At 63.0% G+C, this 23,872-nt stretch carries 30 protein-coding genes; 17 read left to right on the forward strand and 13 right to left on the reverse strand.

Annotation, left to right across the window (positions count from 1 at the left end):
• Positions 1-51 precede the first annotated feature (51 nt).
• The 6 genes from rimM to JC607_RS14550 all read left to right on the forward strand — a co-directional run bounded on the left by rimM (position 52) and on the right by JC607_RS14550 (position 5,301).
• Positions 52-558: a ribosome maturation factor RimM gene (gene rimM / locus JC607_RS14525; RefSeq protein ID WP_198837632.1), complete on the forward strand. Its 507-nt coding sequence runs from the start codon at positions 52-54 to the stop codon at positions 556-558.
• A 394-nt stretch (positions 559-952) separates the two neighbouring features.
• The gene (locus JC607_RS14530) at positions 953-1,960 is read left to right on the forward strand and encodes a hypothetical protein (RefSeq protein WP_198837633.1); all 1,008 of its coding nucleotides are present in this window, start codon (positions 953-955) and stop codon (positions 1,958-1,960) included.
• Between the two features lie 124 nt (positions 1,961-2,084).
• A complete protein-coding gene (gene trmD, locus JC607_RS14535) occupies positions 2,085-2,951 on the forward strand; it encodes a tRNA (guanosine(37)-N1)-methyltransferase TrmD (protein WP_198837634.1) in 867 nt (288 codons plus the stop codon).
• Between the two features lie 400 nt (positions 2,952-3,351).
• Complete coding sequence (rplS, locus tag JC607_RS14540) at positions 3,352-3,726, forward strand: 50S ribosomal protein L19 (RefSeq protein ID WP_092899142.1); 375 nt, start codon at positions 3,352-3,354, stop codon at positions 3,724-3,726.
• Between the two features lie 11 nt (positions 3,727-3,737).
• The gene (gene rpmE / locus JC607_RS14545) at positions 3,738-3,959 is read left to right on the forward strand and encodes a 50S ribosomal protein L31 (protein WP_198837635.1); all 222 of its coding nucleotides are present in this window, start codon (positions 3,738-3,740) and stop codon (positions 3,957-3,959) included.
• Positions 3,960-4,491: 532 nt separating this feature from the next.
• Complete coding sequence (locus JC607_RS14550) at positions 4,492-5,301, forward strand: division plane positioning ATPase MipZ (RefSeq protein WP_198837636.1); 810 nt, start codon at positions 4,492-4,494, stop codon at positions 5,299-5,301.
• Here JC607_RS14550 and JC607_RS14555 read toward each other — a convergent pair.
• Positions 5,270-5,437 carry a hypothetical protein gene (locus tag JC607_RS14555; RefSeq protein ID WP_198837637.1) on the reverse strand — a complete coding sequence of 56 codons (168 nt, stop codon included), beginning with the start codon at positions 5,435-5,437 and terminating at the stop codon, positions 5,270-5,272. The two genes, JC607_RS14550 and JC607_RS14555, sit on opposite strands and share 32 nt — an antisense overlap.
• A gap of 273 nt (positions 5,438-5,710) precedes the next feature.
• On the opposite strand from JC607_RS14555, the gene JC607_RS14560 reads away from it, so the two are divergent.
• Both JC607_RS14560 and JC607_RS14565 read left to right on the forward strand, forming a co-directional pair.
• Positions 5,711-6,130, forward strand: coding sequence for an AMP-binding protein (locus JC607_RS14560; protein ID WP_198837638.1), 420 nt, complete (start codon positions 5,711-5,713; stop codon positions 6,128-6,130).
• The gene (locus JC607_RS14565) at positions 6,127-6,408 is read left to right on the forward strand and encodes a hypothetical protein (protein ID WP_198837639.1); all 282 of its coding nucleotides are present in this window, start codon (positions 6,127-6,129) and stop codon (positions 6,406-6,408) included. The genes JC607_RS14560 and JC607_RS14565 overlap by 4 nt, the downstream gene beginning before the upstream one ends.
• Before the next feature lie 93 nt (positions 6,409-6,501).
• Here JC607_RS14565 and JC607_RS14570 read toward each other — a convergent pair whose 3' ends face one another.
• Positions 6,502-6,882, reverse strand: a complete 381-nt coding sequence (locus JC607_RS14570; RefSeq protein WP_198837640.1) for a helix-turn-helix transcriptional regulator — start codon at positions 6,880-6,882, stop codon at positions 6,502-6,504.
• Between the two features lie 239 nt (positions 6,883-7,121).
• Between JC607_RS14570 and JC607_RS14575 the strand changes: the two genes are divergently transcribed.
• The 5 genes from JC607_RS14575 to JC607_RS14595 all read left to right on the forward strand — a co-directional run bounded on the left by JC607_RS14575 (position 7,122) and on the right by JC607_RS14595 (position 9,755).
• Positions 7,122-7,490 carry an AtpZ/AtpI family protein gene (locus tag JC607_RS14575; protein WP_198837641.1) on the forward strand — a complete coding sequence of 123 codons (369 nt, stop codon included), beginning with the start codon at positions 7,122-7,124 and terminating at the stop codon, positions 7,488-7,490.
• A 53-nt stretch (positions 7,491-7,543) separates the two neighbouring features.
• On the forward strand, positions 7,544-8,254 hold the full coding sequence (locus JC607_RS14580; protein WP_198837676.1) for a F0F1 ATP synthase subunit A: 711 nt from the start codon (positions 7,544-7,546) through the stop codon (positions 8,252-8,254).
• Between the two features lie 61 nt (positions 8,255-8,315).
• On the forward strand, positions 8,316-8,552 hold the full coding sequence (locus tag JC607_RS14585; RefSeq protein WP_092899130.1) for a F0F1 ATP synthase subunit C: 237 nt from the start codon (positions 8,316-8,318) through the stop codon (positions 8,550-8,552).
• A gap of 86 nt (positions 8,553-8,638) precedes the next feature.
• The gene (locus JC607_RS14590) at positions 8,639-9,190 is read left to right on the forward strand and encodes a F0F1 ATP synthase subunit B' (RefSeq protein WP_198837642.1); all 552 of its coding nucleotides are present in this window, start codon (positions 8,639-8,641) and stop codon (positions 9,188-9,190) included.
• Between the two features lie 4 nt (positions 9,191-9,194).
• The gene (locus JC607_RS14595) at positions 9,195-9,755 is read left to right on the forward strand and encodes a F0F1 ATP synthase subunit B (protein WP_198837643.1); all 561 of its coding nucleotides are present in this window, start codon (positions 9,195-9,197) and stop codon (positions 9,753-9,755) included.
• Between the two features lie 92 nt (positions 9,756-9,847).
• Here JC607_RS14595 and JC607_RS14600 read toward each other — a convergent pair whose 3' ends face one another.
• From JC607_RS14600 to JC607_RS14625, 6 genes are all read right to left on the reverse strand, one after another.
• Positions 9,848-10,522, reverse strand: a complete 675-nt coding sequence (locus JC607_RS14600) for a phosphoribosylanthranilate isomerase (RefSeq protein ID WP_198837644.1) — start codon at positions 10,520-10,522, stop codon at positions 9,848-9,850.
• The gene (locus JC607_RS14605) at positions 10,519-10,881 is read right to left on the reverse strand and encodes a lipopolysaccharide assembly protein LapA domain-containing protein (RefSeq protein ID WP_198837645.1); all 363 of its coding nucleotides are present in this window, start codon (positions 10,879-10,881) and stop codon (positions 10,519-10,521) included. Before JC607_RS14605 ends, JC607_RS14600 begins: the two co-directional genes overlap by 4 nt.
• Before the next feature lie 98 nt (positions 10,882-10,979).
• Complete coding sequence (gene ihfB / locus JC607_RS14610; protein WP_092899121.1) at positions 10,980-11,261, reverse strand: integration host factor subunit beta; 282 nt, start codon at positions 11,259-11,261, stop codon at positions 10,980-10,982.
• Positions 11,262-11,601: 340 nt separating this feature from the next.
• On the reverse strand, positions 11,602-13,281 hold the full coding sequence (gene rpsA / locus JC607_RS14615) for a 30S ribosomal protein S1 (protein ID WP_092899119.1): 1,680 nt from the start codon (positions 13,279-13,281) through the stop codon (positions 11,602-11,604).
• Between the two features lie 148 nt (positions 13,282-13,429).
• On the reverse strand, positions 13,430-14,395 hold the full coding sequence (locus JC607_RS14620) for a hypothetical protein (protein ID WP_198837646.1): 966 nt from the start codon (positions 14,393-14,395) through the stop codon (positions 13,430-13,432).
• Entirely contained in the window at positions 14,396-15,001 is a 606-nt protein-coding gene (locus tag JC607_RS14625; RefSeq protein ID WP_198837647.1) for a d(CMP) kinase, read from the reverse strand.
• A gap of 169 nt (positions 15,002-15,170) precedes the next feature.
• On the opposite strand from JC607_RS14625, the gene trpB reads away from it, so the two are divergent.
• Positions 15,171-16,403, forward strand: coding sequence for a tryptophan synthase subunit beta (gene trpB, locus JC607_RS14630; protein ID WP_198837648.1), 1,233 nt, complete (start codon positions 15,171-15,173; stop codon positions 16,401-16,403).
• Complete coding sequence (locus JC607_RS14635; RefSeq protein ID WP_198837649.1) at positions 16,400-16,735, forward strand: lysozyme inhibitor LprI family protein; 336 nt, start codon at positions 16,400-16,402, stop codon at positions 16,733-16,735. Before trpB ends, JC607_RS14635 begins: the two co-directional genes overlap by 4 nt.
• A 22-nt stretch (positions 16,736-16,757) precedes the next feature.
• Here JC607_RS14635 and JC607_RS14640 read toward each other — a convergent pair whose 3' ends face one another.
• From JC607_RS14640 to JC607_RS14650, 3 genes are read right to left on the reverse strand one after another with little or no spacing between them, the layout of a single operon-like run.
• Positions 16,758-17,147 (reverse strand): group III truncated hemoglobin, encoded by a 390-nt coding sequence (locus JC607_RS14640; protein WP_198837650.1) that lies wholly within the window; start codon positions 17,145-17,147, stop codon positions 16,758-16,760.
• Between the two features lie 42 nt (positions 17,148-17,189).
• A complete protein-coding gene (locus JC607_RS14645) occupies positions 17,190-17,567 on the reverse strand; it encodes a DUF2237 family protein (RefSeq protein ID WP_198837651.1) in 378 nt (125 codons plus the stop codon).
• Positions 17,568-17,613: 46 nt separating this feature from the next.
• Positions 17,614-18,843 carry an NAD(P)/FAD-dependent oxidoreductase gene (locus JC607_RS14650; RefSeq protein ID WP_198837652.1) on the reverse strand — a complete coding sequence of 410 codons (1,230 nt, stop codon included), beginning with the start codon at positions 18,841-18,843 and terminating at the stop codon, positions 17,614-17,616.
• Between the two features lie 218 nt (positions 18,844-19,061).
• On the opposite strand from JC607_RS14650, the gene ileS reads away from it, so the two are divergent.
• Positions 19,062-22,001, forward strand: coding sequence for an isoleucine--tRNA ligase (ileS, locus tag JC607_RS14655; protein WP_198837653.1), 2,940 nt, complete (start codon positions 19,062-19,064; stop codon positions 21,999-22,001).
• Positions 22,002-22,084: 83 nt separating this feature from the next.
• Here the strand turns inward: ileS and JC607_RS14660 are convergent, their stop codons facing one another.
• A complete protein-coding gene (locus JC607_RS14660; RefSeq protein WP_198837654.1) occupies positions 22,085-22,693 on the reverse strand; it encodes a hypothetical protein in 609 nt (202 codons plus the stop codon).
• 182 nt (positions 22,694-22,875) lie between these two features.
• Between JC607_RS14660 and JC607_RS14665 the strand changes: the two genes are divergently transcribed.
• Complete coding sequence (locus tag JC607_RS14665) at positions 22,876-23,463, forward strand: hypothetical protein (protein ID WP_198837655.1); 588 nt, start codon at positions 22,876-22,878, stop codon at positions 23,461-23,463.
• Positions 23,464-23,578: 115 nt separating this feature from the next.
• On the opposite strand, the gene JC607_RS14670 is transcribed toward JC607_RS14665, so the two are convergent.
• A complete protein-coding gene (locus tag JC607_RS14670) occupies positions 23,579-23,782 on the reverse strand; it encodes a DUF1127 domain-containing protein (protein ID WP_198837656.1) in 204 nt (67 codons plus the stop codon).
• Between the last annotated feature and the right edge of the window lie 90 nt (positions 23,783-23,872).

Genomic DNA, 23,872 nt, shown 5'->3' on the forward strand with positions numbered 1-23,872 from the left:
ACACGGATGGCCCCTTCACCGGGGCCATCTGTTCCAGGACTGGAGCGGGCTATGTCTGACGACCGGATTTGTGTCGGTTCCATCGCGGGTGCCTGGGGGGTCCGGGGCGAGGTGCGGCTGAAAAGCTTTTGCGCCGAGCCGACCGATATCGCCTCATATGGCCCGCTTTTCACCAAAGACGGCAATCGCAGCTTTGCGGTGACCCTGACCAGGCCGGTCGCGGGGGCCATCGGGGCGCGTCTGTCCGGCATTTCCACCAAGGAAGAGGCCGATGCTCTGCGTGGGACAGAGCTTTATGTCGCGCGTGACCGCCTGCCTGGCCTGCCGGATGATGAATTCTATCACACCGATCTGATCGGGCTTGCGGTGAAAGACACCGGCGGCGCAGGCCTCGGGACGGTGATCGCGGTCCATAATCACGGGGCAGGGGATCTGATCGAGATCCGGCTCACCGGGAAAGCCGCGCCGCTGCTGCTTCCCTTTACACAGGCAACCGTGCCCACCGTTGATCTTGCACGCGGAGTGCTGATCGCCGATCTGCCGGAAGGTCTGGACTGAAGCCGGGCCTGACTGCCGGCCAGCCCGGTCCGGTCTGTCCGGCCGAATGTGCTGGCCATGAAGTCTCGCCTTTTGGTCCCTGTCTTTTCTAAACCATGCCAGCGCCACAGGCGTTAAGGCATTTTCAGACTTGCCACAGCTTCCGCCGTCGTTCCGGAAACACTGTGGCCAGCGCGGCTGGATTGTTACCGTCTCCGGCGAGAACTTTTCTTAAATCCCTCGGATTTTCCAGGGCCCGACACGGCGCTGCCTTGTTTTTGCCATGGCTGGTCCCTCTCGTTGAAACCGTCACCTGCGGGTCGGGATATGCAGGGCCGGCGCGGGTCCTCACCAGGGTCGGGGTCGTGATGGCAACAGGGCGGATCGCAATCCGCATCGGCGAAAGGGACGCGTCGTGACGCATCGGAAGCGGCTGATACAGGCGACAACTGTTCTCCTTTACATGGGGCCGCTGCTGGCCGGACTGGCCGGTTTCGGTGCGGCCTATCTGCCGCCCTTCGTGGCTTTGTTCATGCTCTGGCTGGTGATGCTCCGGCCGCATAAATGGCCGCAACGCTTTGGCGAATGGCTGACCCTCAGGGCGGGACTGGCGGCGCTGACGCTCCTGTGCTCGCAGATCCTTTTCGTGGCCTTGCTGTTCGGGGTCGGGCGCGGCATCGGCGGCGTGCTTGGCTATGTGCCGCTGTTCAACCCTTTGCTGCCGGTGGCGCTGTCGCTTGTGGCACTGCCGCTGCTGCGGATGGCCTGGGTGCCTGAACTGGCACTGGTGACTGGCGAAACCATCGACCAGCTGCTCTGGAGCGATGAGGCAGGTGCAGGGCGACCGCGCCCGGTTCCGGCTTCGGCCGAGGCTGCGGTCTCTGAGCTGTTTGCCCTGGCTGAGGATGGCGCAACCGCGGCCGGGGTCATGCTGGAACAGCTCGGAGATTTCCTAGACACCGGCGATATCTGGTCACGGCTTGCGGCACTTACGGCGGCACTGAATGCCTGCCCCGCGAGCCAGCATGTGGCACTCAGAACGGCGGTCATTCTGAAAGCCACAGAACCTTTCCCGCATTCGGACTATACGGTGCCGGGCGAGATGCGGACGGCCTTTGCCGCTGCCGGAACCTCGGAGGAGCTCCTGTCGCTCCTGTCGTTGCGAGGCCGGGCGCTTTTGCACAGGATCCCGGCGATGGCACAATATTTCCCACCGGCTGGCATGGCAGAGGATCTCGCCGGGGCCTGCGAAGGCAGCGCTGCGGCACGCGCTTTGCGTGACCTCGCGGCGGCCCTGGCAGCAGCCGGAGCGCCAGCGCAGGCATCAGGTCGGGCAAGCGAGACGGCACGGAGCAAGCCCGCCGCCGCGCGGCCGGTCACCCCTGGCTTTGTGCCGCCGGTTGCCGGCGCCCGGCAGGCCTGAAACGCGGGGCCTCTGACGCGAGGGCTTTGCCTCGGATGAGACGGGCGGATCGGGAAACCGCTCCGCCCTGGTGATTTCACGCACGACCCTTTCGTGACGACAGGTTTCGCGCTAGAGCGGGGCCATGAGTGAAGAACCCGGTAAACAGCAAGCGACTGGCGGAGGGACTGAGGGTCCCGGCAACGGGGCTGCGCCCGACCGCAGCCATGGCAAACTGAAGATCAGCGCCTCCCTGAAGCCGCGCGATCTGATGCAGGAGCCGCGTCTCCTGCACGGGGCGTTTGAAACCAGGATCGTCACCCTGTTCCCCGACGCCTTCCCCGGCACGCTCGGTCTCTCGCTGACGGGCAAAGCGCTGGAGATGGGGCGCTGGCGGCTGGAAACCTTTGATCTGCGCCAGTTCGGCGAGGGCCGGCACCGCAATGTCGATGACACACCTGCGGGGGGCGGCGCGGGAATGGTGCTGCGGGCGGATGTGACACATCGTGCGCTCGCCGCGGCGATGGAGGGGGTGCGCGCCAGCCGCGCCACCTGGCCGCTGATCTATCTCTCGCCACGCGGCCGGCCGTTCGATCAGTCGATGGCGCGCCGGTTTGCGGCGGGCGAGGGGATGACGCTGCTCTGTGGCCGGTTCGAAGGGGTCGACCAGCGCCTGCTGGACCATTGGCAGATTGAAGAGGTCAGCCTCGGCGATTTCGTGATGACCGGGGGTGAGATTGCGGCCCAGGCCGTGCTGGATGCGACGCTGCGGCTTCTGCCCGGCGTGCTGGGCAATGCAGAATCGGCCGTGGAGGAGAGTTTCTCCGACGGGCTGCTGGAGCATCCGCAATATACCAGGCCGGCAGAGTGGGAAGGGCGTGGGATCCCGCCGGTGCTGATGTCCGGCAATCACCGCGAAATCGCCAAATGGCGTCAGGCGCAGTCAGAAGAAATCACAGCCGCGCGGCGGCCCGATCTCTGGGATGCATTTCGCAAGCGGAAAGGGTGTTGAGGGGGCCAGCCCCCTCGCGCGTACCGCGCTCACCCCCGGGATATTTAAGGACAGAAAATGAAAGCCTTCTTTTGTCATTTTCTGTCCTTAAATATCCCCGCCGGAGGCATCCCGGCAGCATGCCGGGACAGGATGCGCGCCGCTTGACCGGAATGCCGTCAGCGCCTATAGCCAGCGGGTCCGGGGTGAAAGCCTGTCGGACCCGATTCCTTTTGTCTGATCGAACCGTCTTCTTCGGCGGGGGCAGGCAGGGCGCGGCATGCTGAAAAGCAAAGTAAACCGAACCGATCTCCGGCGGGCCGGTCGCGCAACACGCGATGCGGGGACCCGAAAGAAGACCAGGAGCTCTCGGCCAGGATCACCTCTGCGGACAAAAACCGCAGGCATATGGAGAAATGCGATGAACCTGATCGCTCAGATCGAGGCGGAGCAGATTGCCGCCCTCGACAAGAAGATCCCTGATTTCAAGGCCGGCGATACCATTCGCGTCGGCTATAAAGTGACCGAAGGCACCCGTTCGCGCGTGCAGGCCTATGAAGGCGTCTGCATCGCCCGCAAAGGCGGCGCGACCCTCGCAGCCTCGTTCACCGTCCGCAAGATTTCCTTCGGCGAAGGTGTGGAACGTGTGTTCCCGCTGTACTCGACCAACATCGATTCGATCGACGTGGTCCGCCGCGGTAAAGTCCGTCGCGCCAAGCTGTATTACCTGCGCGCGCGCCGCGGCAAATCGGCCCGGATCGCCGAAGACAGCACCTATAAAGCCAAATCGGAATAAGGAGAGCCGAGATGAAAGAGGGCATTCACCCCGAATATCACTTCATCGAAGTGAAAATGACCGACGGCTCGACCTATCAGACCCGTTCGACCTGGGGCAAAGCGGGCGACACCATGTCGCTCGACATCGACCCGCTGGCGCATCCGGCCTGGACCGGACAGTCGGCCAAGCTGATGGATACCGGCGGCCGCGTGTCGAAGTTCAAAAACAAATATGCCGGCCTTGGGTTCTGAGACCTGGCACAGCTACAAAAGGCGCATCTTCGGATGCGCCTTTTTGCTTTGGATGCTGCTGGCATGCGGGGCCGGCGTTGCGGCAGATCCTTTCGCGGCCTTTGACGGTGAGTTCGCGCCACAAGCAGATTTATCGCGCTGCGAAAAGCGCCCGATCGGGTTCCGGTCTCAGGAGGGCGGTACTGTTCTCACGCTTTGGGGCTACAGTGAAAGTGGCTGTTTCGATCCGTCTTACCGCGTTCTCGGGCACGGGCCGGACTATCTGATCCTGTCCTGGCTGCGGCTGCCCGAGGGGGATTTTCCGCTCGCCCCAGATGAGGATCGGCCTGAACGGCGTCTTCGACGCGACGCGGACGGACGTGTTTGTCTGGGGGAGTTTCCGGGTAATGACGCCGCTTATGACTGCGACTGATATGTTCCCTGTGCGGCAGCAGAAACCGCCTGAGATGCCGGATCGTGGATTTCCTCTTCCCCTTTTGTCCGGTCCTTGCCAATAGACAGGCTGGAATGACCCCGGGGGAGAGCCACTGCCATGGCGCATATCATCGTCGTCGGAAACGAAAAGGGCGGGTCGGGGAAATCGACCACCTCCATGCATGTCGCAACGGCTCTGGCCCGGATGGGGCATCGGGTGGGTGCGCTGGATCTTGATCTCAGGCAGCGCAGTTTTGGTCGCTATGTTGAAAACCGCCGGGCCTTTCTTGCGAAAGCCGGGCTGGATCTGCCATCGCCGGATTACCGCGAATTGCCCGATGTCGACGAGCCAAGCCTCGTGGATGGTGAAAACCCGTTCGACCAGCGTCTGACGGCGGCGGTCTCGGCGCTGGATCCGGTCAAGGATTTCATCGTGATCGATTGCCCCGGCAGCCATACGCGGCTGAGCCAGGTGGCGCATTCGCTGGCCGATACGCTGATCACGCCGCTGAACGATTCATTCGTTGATTTCGACCTTCTGGCCCGGATCGACCCGGAATCCGGCAAGGTGAAGGGCCCGTCGATCTATGCTGAGATGGTCTGGGGCGCGCGGCAATTGCGGGCGCAGGCTGCGCTGAAGCCGATCGACTGGATCGTCCTGCGCAACCGTCTGGGCGCCCAGGCGATGCATAACAAGAAGAAGGTCGGTGCCGCGCTGGAGGATCTCTCCCGCCGCATCGGCTTTCGTGTGGCGCCCGGCTTTTCCGAACGCGTGATCTTTCGCGAGCTGTTTCCGCGCGGTCTGACGCTGCTCGACCTGAAGGATACCGGGGTCGAGCAGATGAACCTCTCCAACGTGGCCGCGCGGCAGGAACTGCGTGACCTGATCAATGCGCTCAGGCTTCCTGCTGTGACGGCTGCGTTCTGAACAGCACCGCGCGCGAGACCGTTACCTGGCGCACCGCGTCGAGTTTTTGCAGCCGGGCGTCGAAAGCGGCATCGACATCGGGCTCGACGGCACGTTTCGCGGTCAGGCTGCGCAGAAATTCGAGTGCCTTGGTCATGGGGGCGTTCCTTCAGTTCCTGGCCCGCTGCCGGCGTTGCGGCAGGCGACGGGCCTGTTCCTTTTCCTGAGCCTGAAGATCGCTGCGAACCGGGGCAGGTTTGTGGCAGCCTCCGGTTGAAACATGGGCCTTGGCCGTGGGGTTTCGGACAGACTGTTTCCGGTTGCGAAGGAATCCGCTGGTGCCCGGTGCGAATTCCGGGCAGGAAATCCTGCCGATGCGGAGGCCTGGCGGCGTCCTCCGGAAGCGGCAGAAATCCTGAGGGCGCGGCAGATGCCACAGGAGGCATCCATCTCCAATATTTTGTATGACACGTGCTTTGCTCCCCTGGCAGATGGGAAGCACAACCTGATTGCGCTGGCCGATGGGCGGGGTATCAGCGCCGTGGTCTTTCATGAGATGCTGGCGCGAGCAGCGAACGCGCTCCTCTCGCCTGAGATCCGGCCGGGGGACCGCGTCGCGGTGCAGATCGCGAAAACGCCTGAAGCGCTCGCGGTCTGTGCCGGAACCGTCGCGGCAGGTGCGGTTCTTTTTGCCGCTCAACACCGCTTATGCCCTGGCCGAGATTGGCTATCTCCCGGAGATGCGTGGCGCGAATGTGTTTCAGGGTTACTGGCAGATGCCGGAGACCCCCCGAGGAACTGTATGAGTTGGTTCCTGACCGGCGACCTCGCGACGCGGAGGGCCATGTGAGGATCGTCGGGCGCGCGAAGGATCTGGTGATCACCGGCGGCTTCAACGTCTGCCCAAAAGATCTGGAGCTGATCCGCGACGAGGCGCAAGGCGTGCTGGCGCAGCGCCCCGGGGCAGATCCGGATCCGGCCACGATACTTGCCGCCCTGTCGGGGCAGATCGCCGGATTCACGCAGCCGAAAGCTGCCGTGGTGGTGGATGGACTGCCGCGCAACACCATAGGCCAGGGGCAAAAGAACCTGATGCGTGACGCTGGCAAAGAGTGGTTCCGCACCTGACTGCCCGGGCAGGGGGCACTGCCCCCGTCGCCTGCGGCGACTCCCCCGGGATATTTAAGGACAGAAAATAGGAAAAAGAGATATTTTCTGTCCTTAAATATCCCCGCCGGAGGCTTCCTCCGGGGTAAGAGGCGCGGTTTCTGCTCCGGCGAGCTCGCTTGCCAGAAAACGTTCGAACTGGTCAAGGTCAAGAGGCTCGAACTGGCCAAAGGCCTGCATCCAGACCGAGGCGCCGCGCAGGGCATCGGGCTCGAGTTTGCACCAGATCACCCTCCCGCGCCGCTCCCGCGTGATCAGCCCGGCATCCGCGAGCACGCCAAGATGTTTCGACACGGCTGCAAGGCTTATCTCGAACGGATGCGCCACATCGGTCACTGCCATATCATCTTCGAGCAGCATCGCGAGGATCGCGCGCCGCGTCGGATCGGCGAGGGCGGCGAAGACGAGGTCCAGCTGGGCGGAGGCGGAAAGCATGTCGCAGTATCGCGGCCAGGGCGGGCAGGCGCAACCGGCGATAGTCAACCGTTTCGTTGAATATTGAAGCGGCGTGCAAATCGCGATCCTGCGCCCGCGGGGAGCGGAGAAAAGATAGGTTGCGAATCTCATATGCGCATAATTTCAATGGGTTGTTCTGAGATATCCCGCGTTCACGCAAGGTTGACACCCTCCCCCCCGCCGCATAGAACCCTCGCAAATGTCATGGGGTGGCGAAAATGGCTTCGGAACCCGATCCCGACAGGCTCAGGGCGCTGGAAAAGCGGCTTGGTGATCTGCGGGGCAAGCCGAAGTCGGACAAGACCTCTGTGGCAAAGGGCCTCTCGCATGGCGAGCTTGCCTGGAGAATGGTGATCGAACTTGCGACCGGCATCATCGTCGGAACCGGGATCGGTTATGGGCTGGACAAGCTGTTCGGCACGATCCCGTTCCTCCTGGTGATCTTCTCGCTCCTGGGGTTTGCCGCGGGGGTGCGCACCATGATGGGCACCGCGCGGGAAGTGGCGGAAAAACGTGCGGCTGAGGCCGCAAGGGATGACAAGGCGGCAAAGGCAGAGGCCGGCGCCGCATCGGGTGAAGGGAACTGATCGTGGCGGCAGAAGGCACGGCTGAGGGCGGAAGCGGTTTTTCGATCCATCCGATGGATCAGTTCATTGTGAAACCCCTTTGGGGCGACGGTCCTGTGGGCACGTTCACGGTGACCAATGTGACGCTGTGGATGGGGGTCGCACTTCTGTGCGTCTTCGCGCTTTTCGTGCTGGCGACCCGCCATCGCGGCATCATCCCGACCCGTCTGCAATCGGTCGCCGAAGTGTTTTACGGCTTTATCCATAACATGGTTGAAGAAGTCGCCGGCCATGACGGGGTGAAGTATTTCCCCTATGTCATGACGCTTTTCCTCTTCATCCTGCTCTCGAACCTCCTTGGCCTTTTGCCGATGAGCTTCACCACCACCTCGCATGTCGCCGTGACCGCGTCGCTTGCGCTTCTGGTGTTCTTCGGCGTTACCCTGATCGGGATCGCCCGCAAGGGTCTGGGCTTCTTCTCGATGTTCTGGGTTTCCTCGGCGCCGCTCGCGCTGCGCCCGGTGCTCGCGGTGATTGAGATCATCTCTTACATCATGCGCCCGGTGTCCCATTCGATCCGTCTTGCAGGTAACCTGCTGGCAGGTCACGCCGTTCTCAAAGTTTTCGCGGGCTTTGCCTCGATGGCGATCATCTCGCCGCTCGCGATCGCAGGTGCCGTTGGCATCTACGCGCTCGAGGTGCTCGTGGCCTTCGTTCAGGCCTATGTCTTCACCATTCTGACCTGCGTCTATCTGAAAGACGCTGTGGGCGACGCGCATCACTAAGCGTCACCCCTGACGGTCCGAACCTCAACTCAGCCAAATCCAAATACAGGAGTATTCGACCATGGAAGGCGAAATCGCAGCTCTCGGCAAATACATCGGCGCTGGCCTCGCGGCTTTCGGTCTCGGCGGCGCTGGCATCGGTGTGGGTAACATCGTCGGCAACTTCCTCGCCGGCGCTCTGCGCAACCCTTCGGCCGCTCCGGGCCAGACCGCCAACCTCTTCGTTGGTATCGCTTTCGCAGAAGCACTCGGGATCTTCTCGTTCCTGATCGCTCTGCTGCTGATGTTCGCAGTCTGATCTGCTTCTGACGTAAAAGTGGGAAGCGGCGCGGGTCGGAGACGGCTGGCGCCCTTCCTGTTCAGAAGGGATCGACGGAGAGCAGAATGGCAACGGAAACCCACGGCGTTAACTGGCATGCAGAATGCCTTTATGACGCGGGCGGCGCCAAAGGGATGCCGCAGCTCTGCACCGACTGGATGCCCAACCAGATCTTCTGGCTTGCGGTCGCCCTGGTGGTGTTGTTCGTGATCCTCTCGCGCATTGCCCTGCCGCGCATCGGCGCGGTGCTGGCCGAGCGCAAGGGAACGATCACCAATGATCTCGCCGCAGCCGAAGAGCTGAAGCTCAAGGCACTCGAGGCCGAGAAAGCCTATAACGAGGCGCTGGCCACGGCCCGCACCGAGGCCGGGAAGATCATCGCGGCGGCGAAGGCCGAAATCCAGAAAGACCTGGATGCGGCGACTGCGAAGGCCGATGTCGAGATCACCGCACGGGCTGCAGAGTCCGAGGCGAAGATCGCCGAGATCCGGGCCGGTGCTGAAGAGGCGGTTCAGGCTGTCGCGAAAGACACCGCGAAGGAACTGGTTGCAGCGCTTGGCGGCTCCGCCGATGCGCGGTCGGTAACGGCGGCGATTGCTGCCCGGCTGAAAGGGTAAGGCGATGAAAAAGCTTCTCATCACTGCCGCAGCCCTTGTGAGCGCGACGCCCGCCCTCGCGGCTTCGGGTCCGTTCTTCTCGCTCGGGAATACCGACTTCGTCGTCCTGATCGCCTTCCTGATCTTCGTCGGTATCCTGATCTATGCAGGTGTTCCGGGGTTGCTCGGGCGGCTTCTCGATAAGCGTGCGGTCGCGATCAAGGCCGAGCTGGACGAGGCAAGGGCGCTGCGCGAAGAGGCCAAGTCGATCCTCGCTTCCTATGAGCGCAAGCAAAAGGAAGTGATCGAACAGTCGGACCGCATCGTGGCTTCGGCCAAAGAGGAGGCCCGGGCCGCTGCCGACAAGGCGCGTGCGGATCTGGCCATCTCGATCGAGCGCCGGCTGAAGGCTGCCGAAGAGCAGATCGCTCTGGCAGAACAGACTGCCGTTCGTCAGGTGCGCGAGCGCGCCGTGGCGGTTGCGATTGCGGCGGCAGGCGACCTGCTGGCGAAGAACAGCACCGAAGACTGGGCGGCTGCGTCGATTGAAGACGCGATTGCCCAGGTCGATGCCAGGCTGCACTGATCGGCGAAACAGAATTGAAAAAGCCCCGCAGCATCTGCTGCGGGGCTTTTTCATTTTGGAGAAATCGCCGGTCCTGGCCGGTCCTGATCGTGTCAGCGCAGTTTCGGAACCGCCGGTTCCACCGGGCCAAGGGCCGCGCGGGCAAATGTGCCGATCCGACCCAGATCCTTGATGCCCGGCGCAGTTTCCACGCCCGAAGACACGTCGACCTGGCGCGCATTGGTCAGGCGTATCGCTTCGGCTACATTTTCGGGGGTCAACCCACCCGCGAGCATCCAGGGCTTCAGCCAGCGCCGTTGCGCCACCAGCCGCCAGTCAAAGCTCAGCCCGTTGCCGCCGGGCAGGGCGGTCCCTTTGGGCGGTTTCGCGTCGATCAGCAGCTGATCTGCCACCAGCGCATAATCCATCAGCGGCGCCAGATCGCCCTCATCCGCCACGCCCACCGCCTTCATCACCGGCAGGCCGAAGCGCGCACGGATCTCTGACACGCGCTCAGGCGTCTCGCTGCCATGCAGCTGCAGCATATCAATGGGCACTTCGGCCAGGATATTGTCGAGCAGGCTGTCATCAGCATCGACCACAAGCGCCACCTTGCACAGGCCCTCAGGCGCGATCAGCGCAGCCTCACGGGCCTCTGTCAGCGAGACATGGCGCGGGGACCTGGGAAAGAAGACAAAGCCCACATAGGCGGCTCCTGCGGCGGCAGCGGCAGTGACTTCGGCTGCATGGCGCAAGCCGCAGATCTTTACCCGGATGGGAGAGCTCACTTCCGCCCGTCCCCGGCGAGAATCGCAAGAACCTCGTCCCGGGGCGGAACGGAATTGCTGTCTTTCAGGACGGCGAGTTCTTTCTCAAGCCGCGCCACGGTTTTGGTCTGGACCTTTGCCGCCTGGCGTATCCGCATCTCGCGCATCCATTCCCAGATGAAGCCGACCAGGATGCCGATGGCCACCGATCCGAGGATCACCACAAAAAGCGGGATCGACCAGCCACCGGTGGTGCCGAGAATATTGCCGATGCCTTCGGGCAAAAGCCGCAACTGCACCTGTCCGCGATTGGCAAGGGCAAGGGTCAGAAGCACGAGGCCGGTGATACCGATGAAGATAAAGCGCAGGTAACGCAGCATGATCCGCTATCCGTCAGTCAGGAACCGGGCAGGCAAAGCCTGCCCCTTGGCCGGAATATCGGGCTTAACGCGGCGCTGTTCAACCCGGCTTGCGCCGATCAGCGGCCGTTCAGCCGGTCGCGCAGCAATTTGCCGGTCTTGAAGAAGGGGACGCGCTTGTCCTCGACCTCGACGGCCTCGCCGGTGCGCGGGTTGCGGCCGGTGCGGGCGTCCCGCTCTTTGACCGAGAAGGCGCCGAAGCCGCGCAATTCGACCCGGTCGCCGCGCGACAGCGCTTCGATGATCTCTTCGAAAACCGTGTTCACGATCCGCTCAACATGGCGTTGGGTCAGATGCGGGTTCTCGTCTGCGATCTTCTGGATCAGTTCCGAGCGGATCATCCGGTCACTCCCCTTCGCGACATTGTTTCGGCCAGGGTGTGGCAGTCAGCCCTGGCGCGTCTGTGATCATAAAAGCAGAAAATGCGGATGAGGCAAATGAAAACAAGCACCTGGCTGCTATGAGACCCGGTGACCCGGTGCTGAAAAGCCGCTTGATGGTGCGATTGAGCCCTTCGTCCGCCCGTGGCGGCACCCGGATCCGGTCTGCGACGGCGCTGGCCCGCGAATCGGGCACGCGCAAAAGAAAAAGGCCAGGGAGGATTTCCCCGGCCTTTCCTGTCTTATTCTCTCAAGGGCTGTGAGGCCGCCAATTGGTTCTGGCGGCGCTTCAGCCTTTGGTTCAGCGGTCGCCCTTCAGCGCGGCGCCGAGGATGTCGCCGAGCGAAGCGCCCGAATCCGAGGAACCGTATTGCTGAACAGCTTCCTGCTCTTCGGCGATCTCGCGTGCCTTGATCGACAGACCCAGCTTGCGGGTCTTCGAATCGACATTGGTCACGCGCACATCGACCTTGTCACCGACCGAGAAGCGCTCGGGGCGCTGGTCGGCGCGGTCACGTGCAAGATCCGAACGACGGATGAAGTTCTTCATGCCGTTGTAATCGACCTCGACGCCGCCTTCTTCGATGGCGGTGATGGTCACGGTGATGATCGAACCGCGCTTCACGCCGTCAACAGCTTCCGAGAAGGTGTCCTCGCCCAGAGCCTTGATCGAGAGCGAGATCCGCTCTTTGTCGATGTCGACTTCCGAGACCGCTGCCTTGACGATGTCGCCCTTGCGGTATTCCTGGATGGCCTCTTCGCCGCGCTTGTCCCAGGACAGGTCGGAGAGGTGAACCATGCCGTCGATGTCGTTGTCGAGGCCAACGAACAGACCGAATTCGGTGATGTTCTTGACTTCGCCTTCGATGGTCGAGCCAACCGGATGGGTCTCAGCAAAGACTTCCCACGGATTGCGCATGGTCTGCTTGAGGCCGAGGGAAACGCGACGCTTGGCCGAGTCGATCTCGAGAACCATGACTTCGACTTCCTGCGAGGTCGAAACGATCTTGCCGGGATGCACGTTCTTTTTGGTCCAGGACATTTCCGAGACGTGAACGAGACCCTCGACACCGGCTTCCAGCTCCACAAAGGCGCCGTAATCGGTGATATTGGTGACGCGGCCTTTGTGGACCGACGAGATCGGATAGGCTTTTTCCACCGCATCCCACGGATCGTTCTGGAGCTGCTTCATGCCCAGGCTGATACGGTGGGTTTCTTTGTTGATCTTGATGACCTGGACCTTGATGGTCTCGCCGATCGACAGGATCTCCGACGGATGGTTGACGCGGCGCCATGCCATGTCGGTGACGTGCAGAAGGCCGTCAACGCCGCCGAGGTCAACGAAGGCACCATATTCGGTGATGTTCTTGACCACGCCGTCCACAACCTGACCTTCGTGCAGGTTGCCGATGACTTCTGCGCGCTGTTCGGCGCGGCTCTCTTCGAGGATCGCACGACGCGACACGACGATATTGCCACGACGACGATCCATTTTCAGGATCTGGAACGGCTGCTTCATACCCATCAGCGGGCCGGCATCGCGCACCGGGCGCACGTCAACCTGGCTGCCCGGAAGGAAGGCAACAGCGCCGCCCAGGTCCACGGTGAAGCCGCCTTTGACGCGGCCGAAGATCGCGCCTTCGACGCGGATCTCGTCAGCATAGGCTTTCTCAAGACGATCCCAGGCCTCTTCGCGGCGGGCTTTCTCGCGCGAGATGACAGCTTCGCCACGGGCATTCTCGACGCGGTCCAGATAGACCTCGACGGTGTCGCCAACATTGATCGACGGAGCTTCGCCGGGATTAGCGAATTCTTTCAGATCGACGCGGCCTTCCATTTTGTAGCCGACATCGATGATGGCCTGGCCCGCTTCGATAGCGATGACCTTGCCTTTGACGACAGTACCCTCGTCGGGGGTGTCAATTTCGAAGCTTTCCGCAAGCAGGGCTTCGAATTCGTCCATAGCGTTTTTAGCGCACATAAGAGGTGTTTTCCTTTTGATGGTTTTCTGGCCATGCGGTTGGCTCCGCCGGTCTTTGGTGGCCCCGCGCGCGACTCGGGCGCAGGATGCGGTCCTATAGCGGCAAAGTCCCGTCAGGGCAAGCTCCGCCCCCCTTTGCCGCCCTGATTCACTGCCCGGGCGGCGGGTTCAGGCCCAGCCGGACGGCGTCAAAGCCCGCTTTGGCAAAAATCGCCAGCAAGCGGGGCGCGAAGTCTGGGGATTTCGCATCAAGGCATTGGCTGAAATACCAGTAAAGCGCCTTTGCCGCATCGGGCGGCGCCGCCAGCACGCGCTCTGCCAGGGCGGCGAATTCTCCGGGTCGTGATGCGGTGGGGAAGAAATGGTGAAAATCCGACCAGCCGAACAGAACCCCCGGCTTTTCATGTAAAAGCCCCTCAATCGAGGCCGCTGAATTGACCGAGACCGTCAGCGCGCAGGCCTCGAGGACATCGTGGATATTGGCCTCTGTCGCGATCACCTCATAGCCAGCCGCCCGCGCCGCCGAAATGGCCGCCTGGCCGCTTTCCGGGTCAAGCGGATGCGGTTTGGCCACCACCGGGCGCCCTCCCGCCCCGGCACAGACCCCGATCAGCATCTCGTCATAACCACAGGCTGCCTGCATCAGGCGCTGCGGCGCTGGCCCCTGCAGGAAGACCGCAATGCAGCCCTCGGGCAGTTGCGCATGGTCCCGCGCCTGGCGATAGCGCGACAGGCGCGGCGTGACGAAACGGGCGCGCAGCAGGTCAAAATAGTCCGCCGCGACACCAGGATCGATCCTTTTCGGCTTATAAAGGCGCATCCCGATGCTGCTTTCCGCCTGGATCCCGCGCGGATCGACATGAAAGAAACCGTCAAGATAGGCGGTCGCCGCGTTCAGCACCGCAGGCCGCTGTATCCTGCCATTTTCAACGATATGCAGATCTTCAGCCGAAACCATCTTATAGTCGGCCCGCTTCAGCTGCGGCGCCAGCACGACTTCACCGCCGAACCTGGTGATCACCGACAGGATCTCTTCGTAAAGCAGCGGCCCGCGCCGCCGGTCAAGCCGATCCCGAAACCGCTGCGGCAGATGCAGCACCACTTTCGCCGGCATTCAGCGCCGCTCCCGCACCGCCATAACGGCGGCGATGGCACGCTCTGACGCCGCCCCGATCCCCAGATCCGAAGTGTCGATCACCACCGCATCAGCTGCCGGGCGCAAAGGCGCATCGGCGCGATTCATATCGCGCTCATCGCGAAGCCGCACCTCCCCCAGCACAGTCTCATAGTCCGACTCCGCAGCCTCGCCCCCCAGTTCCAGCCAGCGGCGCCGTGCCCTGATCTCTGCGCGCGCCGTGACGAACAGCTTCACCTCGGCCCCGGGGCAGATCACCGTGCCGATATCGCGCCCGTCCAGCACCGCGCCGCCTGCGCGCCGGGCAAAATCGCGCTGGAACTGCAAAAGCGCCGCCCGCACTTCGGGGATCACAGCAACCCGGCTTGCCGCCTGACCCGCCTCAAGCGAGCGCAGATCGTCCCGTGCCAGATCCGCCACCGTCAGCCCCCGCGCCGCCGCCACCGGATCGCCGCCCTTGACCCCCACGGCCCGATAAAGCGCCCCCGTATCCAGATGCGCAAAGCCGAACCGCTCCGCCACCGCCCGGCTGATCGTGCCCTTGCCCGCCGCCGCCGGCCCGTCAATTGCCACTGTAAAAGCCATCCGCTGTCCTCTGATGCTCATTTTCTGTCTATAAATATCCCGGGGGAGAGCCGCAACGCGGCGAGGGGGCAGAGCCCCCTCTTCTTCGCGTTCCTTGCGGGGCACAGGGCCCCCTTTTCCCCGCGCGCCAAGGGCGCTACACCGTCAAAGACAGCACGAGGGGAACACCATGGCCGATGACGGTATCAACAGCTACATGACCGGCCCGGACGAGCGCGGCCGTTTCGGCATCCATGGCGGGCGTTTCGTCTCGGAAACGCTGATGCCGCTGATCCTCGATCTCGAAGCCGAATATGACCGCGCCAGGACCGACCAGAGCTTCTGGGACGAGATGGCCGATCTGTGGAAATATTATGTCGGTCGCCCGAGCCCGCTTTATTACGCGCCGCGCCTGACCGAACATCTCGGCGGCGCGAAAATCTATCTCAAGCGCGAAGAGCTGAACCATACCGGCTCGCACAAGATCAACAATGTGCTGGGCCAGATCCTGCTGGCACGGCGCATGGGCAAGAAACGCATCATCGCCGAGACCGGCGCCGGCCAGCATGGCGTGGCGACCGCGACCGTCTGCGCGCGGTTCGGGTTGAAATGCGTGGTCTATATGGGCGCCCATGATGTCGAACGCCAGGCGCCGAACGTCTTTCGCATGCGGCTTCTGGGGGCCGAGGTTGTCCCGGTCACGTCCGGTCGCGGCACGCTGAAAGACGCGATGAATGACGCACTGCGCGACTGGGTCACCAATGTGCGCGACACGTTCTATTGCATCGGCACCGTCGCCGGCCCGCATCCCTATCCGTCCATGGTGCGCGATTTCCAGTCGATCATCGGCAAGGAAACCCGCGAACAGCTCGCGGAACAGGAAGGCCCCGGTCGCCTGCCCGACACCGTCATCGCCGCAATCGGTGGTGGCTCGAATGCCATGGGCCTCTTCCATCCTTTCCTCGATGATCCATCGGTGAAGATCATCGGCGTCGAAGCCGGCGGCAAGGGCGTGGATGAGCGGATGCAGCATTGCGCCAGCCTTACCGGCGGCCGCCCCGGCGTGTTGCATGGCAACCGCACCTATCTGTTGCAGGACGAGGACGGCCAGATCCTCGAAGGGTTCTCGATCTCGGCTGGCCTCGACTATCCGGGCATCGGGCCGGAACATTCCTGGCTCCATGATGTCGGTCGCGCTGAATATGTCTCGGTCACCGATGACGAGGCGCTCGCGGCGTTCCAGCTCCTGTGCCAGACCGAAGGCATCATCCCGGCGCTCGAACCCAGCCACGCCCTGGCCTATGTGACGAAATACGCACCTGGCCTGCAGAAGGACCATATCATCGTGGTCAATCTCTCGGGGCGCGGCGACAAGGACATCTTCACCGTCGCCCGCCATCTCGGTGTCGAGATCAAGGGGTGAGGCGCGCGCTGTCGCTTGCCATTCTGCTGTCGCTGCCGCTCCCGGCGGCGGCGGCCAGTTTCGATTGTACGCTTGCAGGGCTCAGCCCGAACGAGCGCGCGATCTGCGACAACCGCGACCTGAACGACGCCGATGTGGAAATGGCGACGCTGCTGAAATTCCTGACCGGGCTTTTTGCCATGGGCTATCGGGGCGAGATCCTCGACGATCAGACGGCCTGGTTGCGGGAGCGTATGGGGTGTGAGGCCGATCTCGCCTGTATCCGTGCCGCTTATGCCAGACGCATCGGGGCGTTGCAGGCGATCTATGACGGGATCGACCGACCGCTCTGACCGCCCTCTCTGACCACGCGCTCTATTTCAGTTTCGGGATGCCGCCATAGTCCTGCAGCCCGAGGCTGAGCCCTCTTCCGATCCGATGCGCAAGGGCCGACCAGGCGCGGGCGGTTTCCTGCGGCAGGCGCCGGGCCAGCACCTCGTCAAAGAGCTTCAGCCAGGGGATGAACATGCCGGCGCGGACATTGCCGGCCGCTTTATGGACGGCCATAGGATTGCCGTCATAGCCGCGCTCCATCAGGATCGCATTGCGCCAGAAGGCGACGATCTTTTCCTCATGCTCCGGCCAGTCTTTCACATGCGCCCCGAAGACCGGTCCAAGCACCGGATGCGCCCGGACCTCCCGGTAGAAGTCATGAACCACGCCGCGCAGCTCAATGTCGGAAACAGGAAAGCGGGCGAGAGTCATGAGACGGGCTTTCGGGCTGAAATGTTCGATAAGTGAAAGCGCCTAGGCTTCCCCATCACTCGCATACAGCTTCAGAACCTCCAGCGGAACCAGGTCTAATGTCGCATGATGCGTCGCCTTCAGGCGCAGCTTCGGCGCCGCGCCCTCGTCATGCGCCTGGGCAAAGCGGCTGGCGCAGAGGCACCACTGATCCCCCGGCTTCAGACCCTGAAAGCCGAATTCCGGCCGGGGTGTCGAGAGGTCATTGCCGAGATATTTCGACAAGGCGAGGAACTCTGCCGTCATCTCGGCGCAGACCGTGTGCCGCCCCTGATCGCCCGGCCCGGAATTGCAGCAGCCATCGCGGAAGAAACCGGTGAGGGGGCGGGTCGAGCAGATCTCCAGCGGACCGCCCAGCACATTGATCGACGGGTATTTCATCACATGCTCCCTTTCGCGGACAGCCTGCTGAAAGCGCCCGGCCCGGTCAAGGGCCGGCAGGCCCGGGCCAGCGTTTCGAGGCCAGGGGCGGCACGAGATGCCCCGCCACCAGCCGCGTCAATATCTGCGGTACCGGTGGCACCAGCGAGATCGGGGCAAGAAGCAGATCCCGGATCCGTGGCAGAACCCGGCTGTCCGACTGATAGGCCGGGGTCAGGAACAGGCTGAACAACTGGTAGATCCGCACATGCCAGCGCCGCATCCTGGCATAGGCGGCGGGCGCATCATCCAGGTCACCACGCAGCGCCTCGCGCAACGCCAGAGCATCAAGCAGTGCCATATTCGCGCCCTGGCCAAGCTGCGGGCTGGCGCGATGCGCACTGTCCCCGATGAAGACCAGCCCTGGCGCATAAGGCCTTTTCAGCGTGCCATGGCTGTACTGCGCTGTCGTCATCTGGCCGGCATGATCCAGACCGGCGAGGAAGGGCTGCATCTCGGGCCAGAAAGCGCTGGCCTCGGCTTTCCAGGCTTTGAAACGCGCCTCGCCCCAGCCCGCCAGTTCCGCGCGCGGCATCGACCAGAAGACGGCGGCGCGGGCCTGGGTCTCGCCGGGCAGGCGGCCGATGGGCATCAGCCCGGCCATGCGGCTTGCGCGGAAATAGCGCTGGCGCAGCTGATCCCGGGACAGGTCAGATCCTTCGGGCCAGGGGACATGCGTCCAGATTGCGCCATAGCCAAGCGCCCGCGCCTTTAAAGGCGACAGCGCCGAACCCGCGCCGGAGGCATCTATCACCAGGTCAAAACCGCCGATCTCGCCATTGTCCGAGAACAGAACCCGCCCTCCCTGGCGCAACGGTGCCTCTCGCACCGTCTCGCCGGTGATCAGCGTGACCGGGGATGCCTGCATCGCCTGCCAGAGCACATGAAACAGGCTTGCGCGATGCATCGCACAGGCGGGGTCTGCGGCCGGGTAATGCACATCCAGCGCGTTGCGGCTGCGGGTGGCGCCTGAAAGCTGCGCGACCGACCAGCCCCGCATCCGCCGGATTGGCGCCCCGAGCGCGCTTGCCGCATCGACCTGGCCCAGCTCGTCCAGCACGGCAAGGCCCACCGGCTGCACCACCAGCCCCGAGCCCAGCGGGCGCGGCGTCGCAAACCGCTCGACCAGCGTGACCCGGTGGCCGTCGCGCGCAAGCAGGCTTGCCGCGGCGAGCCCGCCCATGCCGGCACCCACCACTGCGATCTCAGGCGCTTTTGCCGTGTATTTCCCCGCCATCTTCCTCACCCTGGCACTGGACCCGACCCCGGCCCGCGACTATAAGCCGACCCCATGTCGTATTCTTTTGCGATCCTCGCCCGGACCCCGGGTGTCCGAATTAGCGGCCCGGCGCGCTGAACACCAGCACGCCGGGAGATTTCGCGCGGACCATTCCTGCTGCGTGACGCGCAGGCAAGGGGGCGCCCCAAAGCCAACATTCCAGAGGACCGCATCCGATGTGCGCCGAAACCACCGCTGAAACGGGTGTCGACTACCGCGACACCGTATTCCTTCCCGAGACCGATTTCCCGATGCGCGGCGACCTGCCGAAGCGCGAGCCCGAATGGCTGGCCCGCTGGGCGCGGCTTGAGGTCTATAACCGCCTGCGCGCGAAACCGGGTCGCCCGTCTTTCGTGCTGCATGACGGCCCGCCCTATGCGAATGGCCATCTTCATATCGGCCATGCGCTGAACAAGACCATCAAGGACATCATCACGCGCTCGCATCAGATGATGGGCCATGATGCGCGCTATGTGCCGGGCTGGGATTGCCACGGTCTGCCGATCGAATGGAAAATCGAAGAGCAATACCGCGCCAAAGGGCTGAACAAGGACGATGTGAGCACCGTCGATTTCCGCCAGGAATGCCGCCGCTTTGCCGAGGGCTGGGTTGAGATCCAGCGCGAGGAGTTCAAGCGGCTCGGTGTCTATGGCAATTGGGAAGATCCTTACCTCACAATGGCTTACCATGCCGAGGCGGTGATCGCCCAGGATTTCATGAAGCTTTTGATGAACGGCGCGCTTTATCAGGGATCAAAGCCCGTCATGTGGTCGCCGGTCGAGAAAACCGCGCTGGCCGAGGCCGAGATCGAATATAACGACCATACGAGCCACACGGTCTGGGTGCGGTTCCGCCCCGCCTCTGCAGCAAGCTTCCCGGAGCTGGATGGCTGTATCAATACCGGGCTCCTGAATGCCTCGGTGGTGATCTGGACCACCACGCCCTGGACAATCCCGCAAAACCGCGCGGTGGCTTACGGGCCGGAGATCGCTTACGGGCTTTACCGCGTCGATGCCGCAGATGAGAAATCGACGGCAGTGGTGGGGGAGACCCTGGTTCTGGCCGATGCGCTGGCCGAAGGTGTCAAGGCGGCGGCAAAGGTCGAGGCCTGGACCCGGCTGCGCGATGTGGCCACAAGTGAATTCGACGGCATGATCCTCAGGCACCCCTATCACGGGGTCGAGGGGGGCAATGGCGAATGGGATTATGACGTGCCCATGCTGCCGGGCGACCATGTCACCGATGATGCGGGCACTGGCTTTGTCCATACCGCGCCCTCGCATGGCGACGACGACTATCAGCTGGGCGTGAAGTTCAAACTCCCGATGACCTATAACGTCACCGAGGACAGCTCGTACCGCGCCGATCTTCCGCTGTTCGGCGGCCAGCATGTGATCCTTGCCGATGGCAAGGAAGGCCCGGCCAATGTCTCGAATATCAAGCAGATGGCCTATGCGGGCGCGCTGCTGGCCAAGGGAAAGGTCAAGCACAGCTATCCCCATAGCTGGCGCTCGAAAGCGCCGGTGATCTTCCGCAACACGCCACAATGGTTCGCCGCCATCGACGTCGCGCTGAAGGACGGCATGGGCGAGTTCGGCAATACGATCCGCAAACGGGCGCTGACCTCGATCGAGGATCTGGTGGAATTCACCCCGGTTTCCGGCAAAAACCGCCTGCATTCGATGATCGAGCACCGCCCCGACTGGGTGCTGTCGCGTCAGCGTGCCTGGGGCGTGCCGCTGACCTGCTTCACCAGGAAGGGCGCGAAACCGACCGATCCGGATTTCCTGTTGCGCAATGACACTGTCAACAGCCGCATCACTGACGCCTTTGAAAAAGACGGCGCCGATGTCTGGTATGTGCAAGGGTTCAAAGAGAAAGTGCTCGAAGGCGTGGTTGATCCGTCGGATTATGACCAGGTCTTTGATGTGCTCGATGTCTGGTTCGATTCCGGATCGACCCATGCTTTCGTGCTGCGTGATCGCGCCGACGGCACCGATGACGGCATCGCCGATGTCTATATGGAAGGCACCGACCAGCATCGCGGCTGGTTCCATTCGTCCTTGCTGCAGGCTTCGGCCACGCGTGGCCGTGCGCCTTACCGCAATGTGGTGACGCATGGCTTCACGCTGGATGAGAAGGGCATGAAGATGTCCAAATCCATCGGCAATACGGTCGCGCCGCAAGAGATCATCGCCGAATATGGCGCCGATATCCTGCGGCTCTGGGTGGCGCAGACCGATTACACGCTGGACCAGCGGATCGGGCCGAAGATCATCAAAGGCACCGCCGACAGCTATCGCCGGCTGAGGAATACTTTGCGTTTCATGCTGGGCGCATTGTCCGGCTTCCAGGAGTCCGAGCGCCTCGATGCGGCGGAAATGCCCGAGCTGGAGCAATGGGTGCTGCACCGCCTCGCGGAACTCGATACCGAAGTGCGCCGCGAATACCGCGCGTTCAATTTTGCGGGCGTGTTCCAGACGCTGTTCAACTTTGCGACCGTCGATCTCTCGGCCTTCTATTTCGACATCCGCAAGGATGCGCTCTATTGCGATGCGCCCGACAGTCTCCGCCGCCGGGCCGCGCGCACGGTGCTGGATCTCTTGTTCCAGCGCCTGACGACCTGGCTTGCACCAATCCTGCCCTTCACGATGGAAGATGTCTGGCTCTCGCGCCATCCGGGCGAGGACAGCTCTGTCCATCTTCAGGATTTCTGCGAGACACCGGCGGGCTGGAAGAACGATGCCCTTGCCGCGAAATGGGACGGGATCCGCGCCGCCCGCCGCGTCGTGACCGGCGCGCTGGAGGTGGAGCGTACCGCCAAGGTGATCGGCGCCAGCCTTGAGGCGAAGCCGGTGGTCCATGTGGCGGATACGGCGATGCTGGCCGCGCTGAACTCGGTCGCCTTTGCCGATATCTGCATCACCAGCGGCATCCGTGTGACCGACGCTGCTGCGCCGGACGGGGCTTTCACCCTGGCCGATGCGCCTGCGGTGAAAGTGGTCTTCGCCCCGGCGGAAGGCGCGAAATGCCAGCGCTGCTGGCAGATCCTGCCCGATGTCGGCAGCCACAAACACCCCGAGACCTGCGCGCGCTGTAACAGCGTCCTGGGCTGACGGACGTCCTGAGAACCAAAAAGGCCGCATCGCAGGATGCGGCCTTTATCTGTTTCGGGCGGCCCCCTGCGCGGCGGGAGCGGTCAGTAAGCGGTCCCGCCGCGCATCGGCAGGGTGACGCCCGCCTCGCGCCAGATGCGCTCCTGCCGTTTGGCCTCATTGCGGGCAGGCTGGCAGGGAATGATGAAACCGTCACCCCAGAAGCCGATTTTCTTCATCAGGACATTGCGGCCAGCGCTGTTGATGTCGCAGGCGCCCGTCGCCTCGACCGCCGCAACGGCGTCTTTGGGCTTGTTCTTGCCAAGGCCGGTGACGATCAGGAAATCGGCCTCGTTGTTGAGGATCACCCGTTTCGCAACAAACGGCCCGGCGGCGGCCTGCAAGGTGGCGCCGGGCTGGTTCGCCATGGTCTCGACCGCCAGGAAGCGGCGCTCATCCGGGCTCTGACCGCGGACATTGTCGCGGGGGATGGATTTCGTCACCTGATAGACCGGCAGCGCCTGTCGGCCACCGGTCGCCAAAGCCCCGGCGGCTGGGCCGCTGGCGGTGAAAGCGATACCGGGCGGAGGGGCGGCAGAGCTTCCGATCGGGCGATCGAAATAGGAATTGCCGCGTTGCGGTTCGGGGCTGACACAGGCGGCCAGCACCAGCGGCAGCAGGAGAACACGCATGGGATGGGAAAGGTGGAACATGAAAACTCCCTGATGGAACAGGGGTGATTTCTGTGGCGAAAGCGGCGCGAAGAGGACCACAGGGCGGATTTTCCATGGCCTCTGACGCCTTTGGTCGCGGGATTACCTTAGTTTGTTCCGATTTCGGCCCGGATCAGGGTGTCTGTGAACGGATCAGTTCCACAGCCAGAGGGGCAAGGCCCATGAATATGCAGGTCAGCGATATTGCCGGGCGTCAGTCCCTCGACCTTTCGCGGCTGTTCTTTGGCGATGTGCTGCTGGTCGGGCTCGCCCTGATTGCCGGACAGCAGTCGCCCCGGATGCGCGTGGTGTCCGTCACCGACCGCCAGCCGATCCGCGCGCGCGAAAGCTTCAGCGCCGAATATCAGGAAGTGCCTTCGAGGCCGCAGCAAAGACGCAGCACGCAAAAGGTGAAGGGCGAGATTTTCGGCGATGATGTCACCTTTAAAATGGCCACCGGGCCGTCGCGGCTGTTCAAAATGCCGTTGCCGGATGCAAGGAAGGCCGGTGCCCAGGCCATCCGCATGCATCTGCCGCAGCTGATCGCCCTGTTTTACCGCGACCAGGCCGAGGGGCTGCGCGATTCACTTTACACGCTGACCGCAAAGCGTGGCTTTCTCGCGCTGTCGCCCGAGATCGAATTGCAGGTCGGTGAGGATCTGTTCCGGATCGACCGAAATCGCGCCACTGTGACCCGTGCGGGCGAGACGATGATCGACCTCAGCCGGGAAGAGCTGCGCCAGAAAGCGGCAGAAGCCGGCTATCTCTGACCCGCAATCTTTGCCCGCCGCACCAGGGGGAAATGTAAAAAAGACGCCAGCGGCAATCGCTGGCGTCCAGGTTTCGTCACCGACAGGAGACGATCAGAAAACTGGCGGTCAAAGCTCAGGCGGCGCGTTTCGCACCGAGCCAGAGCGGCAACAGAACCTGCGCATTGGCGGCCCCGGTATCGGGCGCCAGACCCTCATGCATGGCCATCAGATCGCCACGGGTCAGGCCGATATCGTCCAGCAACCGGTCATCCGCGCGATTAAGCAGGAACGCGGTCGAGCGGCGCATCTGCATCAGCGATTTCAGACGGGTGAACATTTTAGCCTCCTTGGAATTACCTCATCTGTATCGCTCTGGTTTTGACATTTCACAAACGAATAGATTTAATGGCTTGCATGAGTTCCATTT

This window comes from Paracoccus sp. IB05 (assembly GCF_016405985.1).
Classification (GTDB): domain Bacteria; phylum Pseudomonadota; class Alphaproteobacteria; order Rhodobacterales; family Rhodobacteraceae; genus Pseudogemmobacter.

What these genes read in the sequence shown, in the direction of transcription:
- rimM (WP_198837632.1), top strand. Translation starts at nt 52, where the DNA reads ATGTCTGACGACCGGATTTGTGTCGGTTCCATCGCGGGTGCCTGGGGG.
- trmD (WP_198837634.1), top strand. Translation starts at nt 2,085, where the DNA reads ATGAGTGAAGAACCCGGTAAACAGCAAGCGACTGGCGGAGGGACTGAG.
- rplS (WP_092899142.1), top strand. Translation starts at nt 3,352, where the DNA reads ATGAACCTGATCGCTCAGATCGAGGCGGAGCAGATTGCCGCCCTCGAC.
- rpmE (WP_198837635.1), top strand. Translation starts at nt 3,738, where the DNA reads ATGAAAGAGGGCATTCACCCCGAATATCACTTCATCGAAGTGAAAATG.
- JC607_RS14550 (WP_198837636.1), top strand. Translation starts at nt 4,492, where the DNA reads ATGGCGCATATCATCGTCGTCGGAAACGAAAAGGGCGGGTCGGGGAAA.
- JC607_RS14555 (WP_198837637.1), bottom strand. Translation starts at nt 5,437, where the DNA reads ATGACCAAGGCACTCGAATTTCTGCGCAGCCTGACCGCGAAACGTGCC.
- JC607_RS14560 (WP_198837638.1), top strand. Translation starts at nt 5,711, where the DNA reads ATGCCACAGGAGGCATCCATCTCCAATATTTTGTATGACACGTGCTTT.
- JC607_RS14570 (WP_198837640.1), bottom strand. Translation starts at nt 6,882, where the DNA reads ATGCTTTCCGCCTCCGCCCAGCTGGACCTCGTCTTCGCCGCCCTCGCC.
- JC607_RS14575 (WP_198837641.1), top strand. Translation starts at nt 7,122, where the DNA reads ATGGCTTCGGAACCCGATCCCGACAGGCTCAGGGCGCTGGAAAAGCGG.
- JC607_RS14580 (WP_198837676.1), top strand. Translation starts at nt 7,544, where the DNA reads ATGGATCAGTTCATTGTGAAACCCCTTTGGGGCGACGGTCCTGTGGGC.
- JC607_RS14585 (WP_092899130.1), top strand. Translation starts at nt 8,316, where the DNA reads ATGGAAGGCGAAATCGCAGCTCTCGGCAAATACATCGGCGCTGGCCTC.
- JC607_RS14590 (WP_198837642.1), top strand. Translation starts at nt 8,639, where the DNA reads ATGGCAACGGAAACCCACGGCGTTAACTGGCATGCAGAATGCCTTTAT.
- JC607_RS14595 (WP_198837643.1), top strand. Translation starts at nt 9,195, where the DNA reads ATGAAAAAGCTTCTCATCACTGCCGCAGCCCTTGTGAGCGCGACGCCC.
- JC607_RS14605 (WP_198837645.1), bottom strand. Translation starts at nt 10,881, where the DNA reads ATGCTGCGTTACCTGCGCTTTATCTTCATCGGTATCACCGGCCTCGTG.
- ihfB (WP_092899121.1), bottom strand. Translation starts at nt 11,261, where the DNA reads ATGATCCGCTCGGAACTGATCCAGAAGATCGCAGACGAGAACCCGCAT.
- rpsA (WP_092899119.1), bottom strand. Translation starts at nt 13,281, where the DNA reads ATGTGCGCTAAAAACGCTATGGACGAATTCGAAGCCCTGCTTGCGGAA.
- JC607_RS14620 (WP_198837646.1), bottom strand. Translation starts at nt 14,395, where the DNA reads ATGCCGGCGAAAGTGGTGCTGCATCTGCCGCAGCGGTTTCGGGATCGG.
- JC607_RS14625 (WP_198837647.1), bottom strand. Translation starts at nt 15,001, where the DNA reads ATGGCTTTTACAGTGGCAATTGACGGGCCGGCGGCGGCGGGCAAGGGC.
- trpB (WP_198837648.1), top strand. Translation starts at nt 15,171, where the DNA reads ATGGCCGATGACGGTATCAACAGCTACATGACCGGCCCGGACGAGCGC.
- JC607_RS14640 (WP_198837650.1), bottom strand. Translation starts at nt 17,147, where the DNA reads ATGACTCTCGCCCGCTTTCCTGTTTCCGACATTGAGCTGCGCGGCGTG.
- JC607_RS14645 (WP_198837651.1), bottom strand. Translation starts at nt 17,567, where the DNA reads ATGAAATACCCGTCGATCAATGTGCTGGGCGGTCCGCTGGAGATCTGC.
- JC607_RS14650 (WP_198837652.1), bottom strand. Translation starts at nt 18,843, where the DNA reads ATGGCGGGGAAATACACGGCAAAAGCGCCTGAGATCGCAGTGGTGGGT.
- ileS (WP_198837653.1), top strand. Translation starts at nt 19,062, where the DNA reads ATGTGCGCCGAAACCACCGCTGAAACGGGTGTCGACTACCGCGACACC.
- JC607_RS14660 (WP_198837654.1), bottom strand. Translation starts at nt 22,693, where the DNA reads ATGTTCCACCTTTCCCATCCCATGCGTGTTCTCCTGCTGCCGCTGGTG.
- JC607_RS14665 (WP_198837655.1), top strand. Translation starts at nt 22,876, where the DNA reads ATGAATATGCAGGTCAGCGATATTGCCGGGCGTCAGTCCCTCGACCTT.
- JC607_RS14670 (WP_198837656.1), bottom strand. Translation starts at nt 23,782, where the DNA reads ATGTTCACCCGTCTGAAATCGCTGATGCAGATGCGCCGCTCGACCGCG.